This window comes from Paradesulfitobacterium ferrireducens (assembly GCF_017310645.1).
GTDB lineage: Bacteria > Bacillota > Desulfitobacteriia > Desulfitobacteriales > Desulfitobacteriaceae > Paradesulfitobacterium > Paradesulfitobacterium ferrireducens.
This window is the reverse complement of record NZ_JAFLRH010000039.1, coordinates 1-8,883: the sequence shown is the minus strand read 5'-3', so window position 1 is coordinate 8,883 and position 8,883 is coordinate 1. Positions and strand designations below refer to the sequence as shown.

The following is an 8,883-nucleotide window of genomic DNA, read 5'->3' as shown; positions in this document are numbered from 1 at the left end:
TTATTCAGGAATTCCATGAATCCCGCAATATCTTATTTAGTTTTCAAAGAGCCAAAAACCTAAATGTACCAAGGGCTCACGCCCTGTTTTTAATCTAAAATCATTATAGTACGAGGAGGTATGAAATAAAGAAAACTTGGAAAAACAGAACTAAAGGTTTCCGCAATCGGCCTGGGCTGTATGGGCATGAGCCAGAGCTATCCGCCCTTCCCGGAGAAGTCAGAAATGATTGCCTTGATTCGCAAGGCTATAGAAATGGGCGTAACGTTCTTCGATACCTCTCCAATCAGCCAGGTAACCGCTAAGAATGGCATATGCCCACTCGGATCATCATACATGACCGGGTTGTTGTTTGACATACGTATGTTGGGTAACACTATGATGCCCGTCATAGAGATAATAGAGGGGATCGTTAGGTACTCCTTCGACTGCTGCAAGATCTCGCTCTGCTATTCTTTCGAGACCATAGGTGTAAACTCCTCTATACGTCCCTTGTTGGTCAGACGTCATGAGAACTTCGGGGTTTTCCAGTGAGATATCGTTAATATAGTTGACAATCTCATAGGATTCTGGCTTATTGATTATCTGCTGATCGAATGGATTCTTCGGATGGTCAGCTCGTTTATACCACCCCAGGTGCCTTGAGGAGACAAAAAAGATGTCGTACCCCTCTGGTACCCCCTTGGCGGCAGGGTATTATTTGATAGATCTCAACGTGCCGTAAAATATCTGTTTCTTATATTCCTGCAATCTCCATGATCCTTTTTCTTATTTTATAACTATATTGCTCTTGCCAAGCAATTCCAAAAGCAACTCCCGTACTATCTCCACAGGACACATGCTTAAACGCTTTAGTACTAAAGAATACAATTGCCTGGTCGTGTTATTGGATGGAGTCCTGGCAAGCTCTTTCACATACGCTTCTATTGTATTTCTTTCTGATTCCTTTGTAGAAAGAATATCAACTATTTTTATTCAATAATTTCAGGTTCTTCATATTGATCGCAGGCTTCCTTTCCGCCATCAAAGCGCTTTTTCAAGTATATATCATATTCCCATCACATTCATCATCAAACCATATTTTGCCTACACCCATTAACACATCTACAGGAGATATATAAATCTTTTCTTTCAATATGTTGTTCACGACTAAGTATACCTTTCGCTTCAATTCAACTTATTCATAGGCTGTTTTTTCCTTCCGATACTTTTCAATATGCTGCTTACTTGCATTATAAATTCAATATTTCATCAATCGTACCTATTAATTCATTCGCAATATTCAGGCTATCCAACCTCATGATACTCTCCTCAGAATTTCCGAAGCTTAAAAGATTTATGCTGCCATACCAAACAATCCTTTGATCAATTACTGCAAACTTTTGATGTATATTTGATTTAAAAATAATACTGGCTCCTGTATTCTTTATGGAACTAATAATCTCCTCAAACGTAAACCTGTCCCTTTCTTTATAATCTGTTTCAGGCCGGGTAATGACGGTAAGCTTTGCACCATTGTTAATCCCGGTCATAAGAATACTTAACATCTGGCTTAAACGCTTTTTAGTGACATAAGGACTGACAATGACAATGTCTGATTTAGCAGACGAAATATCATTACTGAAAACTGTCAGGAAGTTGCTATTGTCAAAAATCGTATTAATAGATTCAAAAGGCCTGCTGTCACCCCTGGCCGAATATCCGATAGAGGCATATCCCTTCAATCTTTTTTGATACATTCTTTCAAGTACACCTACATGAACATCCACATAATCATAAATCTGAACTTCACTCTTATTCTGATATAATCTGTGGAGCCTGCCCGCATACTGTTGAACTGTACCCTTCCAAGCTACAGGCATTGCAAGAAACAAAGTATCAAGTCTTGGTTCATCAAAACCCTCGCCAACAAATTTGCCGGTTGCAACTATGACAATATTACTCTCTGCCAGTATACTTGAAAGTCTTTCAAGTGCAGCTTTTCTTTTCTTTGCAGACATACCTCCGGTTAATGTAATAACATTTGGAAGTACTTCCTTTAAAGCGTTTGCAATCACTTCAACATGTGCAGTTCTTTCAGTTAGAACAATGGGATTACGGCCCTCATTTACGCTTTTAATAACATCATCTATGATTAATTTGTTGCGGATTTGACTGGTGCTGATTTCAGCATAAATTTGTCCAATAGACCATTCCTTTTCATCCTGGCTGACAGGCTTTCTGAAAGGAGTAAAGCGTGGAATGACATAATGCTCAAAAGGTCTTTTTTCAGCTTGCTTTCTAGCATCCACTTTATACCTGACCGGACCGCAATGCATGAATATGATGGGGTGGTGTCCGTCCTGCCTTACCGGGGTTGCCGTTAGCCCATAAACATATTTGCCGGCTACATTTTTCAATATCTGTTCGAAGCTAAATGCCGGAACATGATGGCATTCATCTACTATCACCATGCCGTAGTTGCGGATAAACTCCTTAACCTCATCCCCCTTTACCAATGACTGCATAATAGCAACATCAATAATGCCACTTAGATTGTTTTTCCTTCCCCCTAGTTGGCCTATAAGACTTCTATTCTTTTTCCTGCCTCTTTTCTTAATCTCATCAGAAGGAAGCTCTTCGTTGATTACAAGAAACTGGTTCAAGCGCTCCTTCCACTGTTCTAATAATTGCTGAGTATGAACAAGTATAAGAGTATTTATCTTTTTTACTGATATAATTTTCGCTCCGATAACGGTTTTACCAAATGCAGTTGTTGCTGATAATACACCATTGTCATGTTGTAGCATTGAACCAACAGCATCTTCTTGCTCATCACGAAGCTGTCCGTTGAATTCAACGTCAATCTGTTTTCCTGAATAGCTTTTATCAACCCATTTAACATCCACCTTGTGAGCACTAAACAGGTTTATCAGATCATGCTCACATCCCCTTGGAAAACACAAGTACTCAGGTGTCTCGTCAGATAAGGAAATAATTCTGGGCTTATCAAAAGTCGGCAATCTCATAGCTTGAGCCTTATAAAAGTCAGGGTTCTTAAAGGCTGCCAGACGTTTAATAATATTCAATGCTTTATGTGAAAAGCCATTTTTACTAACATACAGCATATTTACTTTGGTTACATAAACAGTGTCCGGGAAATCAGACTTGCTTAATTTATAATTTGTCTTGCTTCTCTCCCATGGCTTGCATTCTTCATCTTCATTCTGTCTTAAATCACCTAATTCACTGCCACTGCATAGTTGCGAAATGTATAAGTCAATTTCACTTTCACTGAGCTTTCGAATACTGCTCAAAAAACTCCACTGGTCATCATAGGGCTGGAATTTTTCATCTATAAAAACACTGTTGTTGTTTCTGCGTGCATTTAATTGTAAAGGTAAGGCGATAACATTCCCAAGACCACCTTTAGGAAGTGTATCCTGGTTTGGAAACAAGCGGTCGTATGAAGTAAATTTTATTTCATGTCTTTTGGCCATTGCGTGCGTAAGAAGTGCTGTACCAAATTTTCTAGCCGATACAGCACTTACCTTGTCATCAAAAAAGAACCATACATGTGCTCCATTCCCTGAACGAGAACGTTCAACTGCAAATGGAATATTATTTCCTGCACAGATATCTCTCAAAACTGATATATCTTTTTCCCAGCCTTCATCATCGAAATCAATAGCTAGGAAATAACAGGTTTCATCAGGCAGCATAGGATATACACCAAAAACGTCTTTGCCCCTGAGATGCTTATCTATTGCTGCAAAGTCCAAAACTGCATAATTTCTATTACCGCATTCGGAGCATTTAATCTTTGGCTTATTGCAAATTCCTCTTGCCCACTCATTCAAACATACAGGAGAATACCCCGATTTACCCTCTTTGTTTTGCCACCTTTTTGCATAGACATCATCCCTGCCTCTAAACAATGACATAAACAGGTTAATTTTATCCTCCGGGGAGCTACTATTGGTTACGTGTCCTGGTTTGATTACCTCAACTAGCTGAATGTCATTTACCTCTATTGAGGCTTGAACATCATTTTTTATATAGGGTGATGGCAATGGCAATCCAAGTCTTTTCCTAAAGTACTCGTTATCATTTTTTAATCTTTGATTTTCCTCCAGTAGCTTCCGGTATTTTTCAAAAAGCTCATTATATTCCATCTTTCCTTACTTCCCAATACCCATTTCTTAGACCTATCCGCTCAACAATCCCTTTCTTTTTTAAGTCTGATATGTTTGCCCCAATATTTCTCTTTGATATTCCGATAATTTCAGAAATTCTTGTATTGTTATACTACTGTTATGCCTCATAAGTTCAATAATCTTCATGGCGCAATTTTCCGTATGCTTTGAACATGAAAAAATGCCAGCTTCAAGCTGACTGACGATGCACTTAAAATTTTATATTCTATATTTCTTCATCCTCCAGCAAATCACCGAATAGGATACGCATATAATTCCGTCTACCGTATAAGATTCTTGACACGAAAACAATTCCATCTTCGTACCTATAAAATATCAAGTAATTGTCACAAACAAGGAAACGGTAGTCTGTTTGTATATCTAGGACGGAAGATAGTGGCGCACCTATTCCGGGATACTCTGTCAACCCACGTATCTTTTTGGTGATTTTAGAAACAAGATTTATAGCTGCCTGTGAATTGCCAAGTTCTTTAGAAATATAGTCTTTAATTTCTGCTAAATCATCTTTAGCTTCAGGTGAAATTTTCAGCTTATACATCCTCAATCCCCAGTTCTGCTTCCACTTCCTCTATTGTCATCCATCCTTTCTCTTTCCCGGCCAGTTCTCCTTGGGCAAGCTGTGACATCAGCTTTAGTGAAGCCTTTAATTTCTCATATTCATTAATATCAACAATAACAAATTTTCCTCTGCCATTTTTGGTTAAAAACACTGGCTCACCTACGGCAATATCCCGCAGGATTTCGTTGTAATTTCTTAAATCTGATATGGGTTTAATGTTTGGCATTTATAACCGCCTCCTTCTTTGCTATTATTATATACCTTCATTCGTAAAATACTACATCAAATTTATCACAATATTAAATGCAGCCTTATTATCTTGACGATATATCTTTTTTATACACTCAATGGTTACTCAATATCATCAAAACGACAAATCACCTCCAAATCCCCTACCCTTCAGCCTTTCGTCCTCTCAATCCTCGCGACGCTTTCTGTATGTGTTTGGACTCGCTATTGATACTGATTCTCAAAAACCTAATGCTTATACCCGGGGGTCTTTTTTGGGGGTCGCGGGGCGGGAATTATATCAAATACGCAAAATAATTTACATTTCTTAGTTTTCGAAAATGCCGATTTTGCTGGGCTTCATAGTTTCGCGCAAAACTGTAAATCCCCATAAATCAATTTGCATATACCCACCACCACTTATCCTGGCGCGTTTTTAATTAACATATACCCCCCTTTTATACTTGATAATCATTATCATGTATTTGACAGCAGCAAATCCTTAAGCCATTTCGGCAAGTGGTTTACTTTTTTAAACTCCAGAATCTTCCTCGCAACTTCCGCAGCATCTTCCTCCCGCCAAAATCGATCCCGCTGATAACACGCCTGGCTGCAGAACTTTCGTCCTTTTACTCCTAAGGATTTAAACTCTGTTCCGCAGTATTCACACGTCACAGTGTATGACTTTTTATGAACCTTCTCCCACTCTGCTTTGCAGCTCACTGAGCAGTATTTTTTCTTACGGCCTAAACTATTTTGTTCAATTTTTTTACCGCAATTAAGACAAAGGATATACTTAAATTCTTCTTTCATAACCGTTTGATATTCCGAAACTAACTCCGCCCCCACATCCCCCTAAACCATTTCTCAAGCAATAACCCCTAACCGAATCCCTTGATAGTCCTACTTCATCAGCAATCTTCTTATAGCCAAAACCTTGATACCGCAGCATTTTAATCTTTTGCCTTTGGTCATCTGTCATTCTTATATCCCTCCTTGACAAGCATTCATCACTCAAAAAGTAATAGTTGTCAATGAGGGATTAGTTTTTTCAAAGGTTTTATGCGATACAATCTCTTGTCATCATAGACATTTTTAAATCCTGTCGGCAAAACCGGGAAGCATCAATGTTCTTCCTCCATATATCTCGAATCAAGTAGAAATCCGAGAAGCCCTTCCACATTACCTCATTCACGGGATTCCTGCACTTCAACATATTGGAAATAGCAGTTATCCTTAATCCATGCTTTTGCTTTTTCATAATCGTTAATTTCTGGGAAATTCTGATTATCCTCAACCATATACTTTTTTAACCTTGCTGTTGATTTATTGCCCTGTAAATGATTTGTATAAATCTCCGTCTTAATTTTCTTGTCCTTCCTACGTAAAGGGCTTCGTCCGTTGACTTATCAAATATCACATATACAACCGCCATATCCTCTGCCAGCATAGATGGCAGTAATGTTTTGAAGTAGTATTTATCATTTGCCAGTAGCTTTTCTTTCCAACGTATCGCTGACTCGATTGTTGTAGTTAGCTGTAACATTGTTTTTTCTCCTTGCATCTTTCTAAACTATTTTCTTCATCAGCTGGTTAATAACCTTTGTAATGAAGCTTGCCAATTTATCATTACTTCTTAATGTAGAATTATTTTTCTCGTATTTGCTTATTACGTCCATAGGCAGATAAACAGTCGTTTCATAACCAAATGAAACGTGCGCATAGCTCCTTTTTGAGTTTTCAAAGCTACTTTGAAAATCAGAGTCAAAGCTGCTCATGTTTATTAAGCCCTTATACTTGCTTTTTAATAAGGACTTAAATTGAGGCCAATCTGGCTTTTTCCATTCTCTCGTAATATCGTTATATAATTCTATGCACTTGTCCTTACTTACCCCAAAATGTTTTTGGTAATATGCTTTGTCAAAATACTCAGCAATAATAGTGGATTGAAAATGAGCCAGTCGCAAATATGGCTCTGTCAACAAATCAAGTGTTAGTCCATCTACAGTCAATGAAGTTTCATAAACCCAAGATAAGTCGTTTGTCGTTTTATTGAACAGGCAATAGCCTTGCCATTTTGTGTCTCCACTCCAAATTGTGATCATCAATCTCTTTGATTCGTAATCCATGCTAAGCTGGGCTTCAGTACAAAAGTCATAATCTAACGGAATTATGTATCGGCCCGAGTATTTTTCTGCATCACTTTCATTTTCACAGCAATTTTTGATGAGACTTAATATCCTTTTATCAATAGCTGACTCATTTTCGCGATCAATAAGAATGTCGGTCAGTAAAGATATTGGGAACCACTGCTGATAATGATTCTCTAAATGGTTAAGGTAATGTCCTAAAACACTGTCCCCATTGCTTCCGGATATATTGTAAACATCCTGCAGAATTGAAATGATATCCTCCCATGTGCCATCAAGCAATTCGGTATCTGGAAGATTTCCTCCTTGCCTTACAACCTCCGCAGCGATGCTTTTCACTTGTTGCTTTAATTGGAGCCTTGCATCATTTGCATTTCTCTTAACTTCAATAACAACAAGTGTATCCTTGCAGCTTATCACTATATCTGTTATCAGGCCGTTATTGTCATCATATTTGTTCTCAACCATATTGATGGGAGACGATGTGGTCAACGTTAAGCCGATTATATTCTGAGGGTTGGGATAGCTTTGGACAATCTTCGTTATCTGCTGCTGAATACCGATTTCCTTATCGCTCAGCTTCTGAGGTTTCGGAACAGTGCAGGTTGATTTTTTGTCCGAACATTTGGCATTTATATAATCAATTAATCTATCAAGGACTAAGCTGTTTTGATTTAACAGAATTGCCAGCCCTCTGGACACATTATTTTCAATTGGTAATGACCCTTTTTGTGTGTAATGCTCAAATATATTAAGGTGTCTGTTATTGTTTGAACATGAATTCATCCCCCTCATCTATAAAGCTTAATCCCCTCAATGTATATAGCTGGTGTATATCCTATTCAATTAGGCGATTAAGCATTAGCTTTATGTTATTCTTTTTTTAACTGCCTGTTCTCTTTCAAAGCGGATTCAAGGCAAAATCATCCCTACCATATATTTCATTTTATATACATCATATTAACACATTATTAGGACAGAAATCTGTTATTTCTCGTTCAGTTGCGAAAATAGAAAAATCCGGCCAAAGCTACAACGAAGTAGCCCCAGCCGGATTTTACACTCTTATTCAAATGGCGGGATGGCTGTTCTCAACATAGTATTGGGGTACTTCACCGTCATTTTCAGCCCGCTTCTTCGAAAGGAAATCGACGGTATAAGTCTTTTGAAGAAGAGCATCTCCTTTGTATTTTTCATTGCTGAGCATTTTCCGGATGCTGCTTTCGTACCATTTGTAGGTACCATCCCATTTTGGGACTTTTTCTTTTTCAAAGTCTTTCGCTATCCTATTGGGACCTTTCCCATCCAGATAATCATTATAAATCCGTCTTACGATTTTGGCTTGCTTCTCATTGATGATCAAGTCCCCGTTCTCATCCTTGTCGTAACCCAGAAACTTCGTTTGGTTGACCTGAACCTTTCCTTGTTCAAATCGTCTCCGGATACCCCAAGTTGAGTTTTCCGAGATCGACCGGCTCTCGTCCTGGGCGAGTGAACTGAGAATCGTAAGCAGGACTTCTCCTTTACTGTCCAAAGAGTTTATGTTTTCCTTTTCGAAAATCACTCCAATTCCTAAGTCCTTGAGCAGCCTCACATAATTCAAACAGTCCAGGGTATTCCGGGCAAACCTTGAAATGGACTTCGTGATCACCACATCAATTTTCCCCGCTTTGCAATCCTCAATCATTTTGTTAAACTGCTCCCGCTTTTTGGTATTCGTGCCGGAAATGCCCTCATCGGCATAAATCCC

General features: G+C 38.5%; 6 protein-coding genes and 1 pseudogene. All 7 read right to left on the bottom strand.

The genetic code is table 11. The annotated features are described in order from the left end of the window. Nucleotides 1-1,232: 1,232 nt before the first annotated feature. A complete protein-coding gene (locus tag J0X21_RS12690; protein ID WP_206812577.1) occupies nt 1,233-4,154 on the bottom strand; it encodes a TOTE conflict system archaeo-eukaryotic primase domain-containing protein in 2,922 nt (973 codons plus the stop codon). A gap of 247 nt (nt 4,155-4,401) precedes the next feature. After that, nucleotides 4,402-4,734, bottom strand: coding sequence for a type II toxin-antitoxin system RelE/ParE family toxin (locus J0X21_RS12685; protein WP_206812576.1), 333 nt, complete (start codon nt 4,732-4,734; stop codon nt 4,402-4,404). Beyond that, nucleotides 4,727-4,981, bottom strand: coding sequence for a type II toxin-antitoxin system prevent-host-death family antitoxin (locus J0X21_RS12680; protein ID WP_206812575.1), 255 nt, complete (start codon nt 4,979-4,981; stop codon nt 4,727-4,729). Before J0X21_RS12680 ends, J0X21_RS12685 begins: the two co-directional genes overlap by 8 nt. Nucleotides 4,982-5,779: 798 nt before the next feature. Further along, the gene (locus tag J0X21_RS15775; protein WP_236006247.1) at nt 5,780-5,965 is read right to left on the bottom strand and encodes a sigma-70 region 4 domain-containing protein; all 186 of its coding nucleotides are present in this window, start codon (nt 5,963-5,965) and stop codon (nt 5,780-5,782) included. Between the two features lie 327 nt (nt 5,966-6,292). Further along, on the bottom strand, nt 6,293-6,529 hold the full coding sequence (locus J0X21_RS12670) for a GIY-YIG nuclease family protein (protein ID WP_206812574.1): 237 nt from the start codon (nt 6,527-6,529) through the stop codon (nt 6,293-6,295). Between the two features lie 22 nt (nt 6,530-6,551). Next, a complete protein-coding gene (locus J0X21_RS12665) occupies nt 6,552-7,919 on the bottom strand; it encodes a PD-(D/E)XK nuclease family protein (RefSeq protein ID WP_206812573.1) in 1,368 nt (455 codons plus the stop codon). Nucleotides 7,920-8,205: 286 nt separating this feature from the next. Continuing rightward, nucleotides 8,206-8,883: pseudogene (locus tag J0X21_RS12660) on the bottom strand (recombinase family protein); the annotation flags it as partial.

Coding starts and splice junctions, on each gene's coding strand:
- J0X21_RS12690 (WP_206812577.1), bottom strand. CDS start 4,154: ATGGAATATAATGAGCTTTTTGAAAAATACCGGAAGCTACTGGAGGAA.
- J0X21_RS12685 (WP_206812576.1), bottom strand. CDS start 4,734: ATGTATAAGCTGAAAATTTCACCTGAAGCTAAAGATGATTTAGCAGAA.
- J0X21_RS12680 (WP_206812575.1), bottom strand. CDS start 4,981: ATGCCAAACATTAAACCCATATCAGATTTAAGAAATTACAACGAAATC.
- J0X21_RS15775 (WP_236006247.1), bottom strand. CDS start 5,965: ATGACAGATGACCAAAGGCAAAAGATTAAAATGCTGCGGTATCAAGGT.
- J0X21_RS12670 (WP_206812574.1), bottom strand. CDS start 6,529: ATGTTACAGCTAACTACAACAATCGAGTCAGCGATACGTTGGAAAGAA.
- J0X21_RS12665 (WP_206812573.1), bottom strand. CDS start 7,919: ATGAATTCATGTTCAAACAATAACAGACACCTTAATATATTTGAGCAT.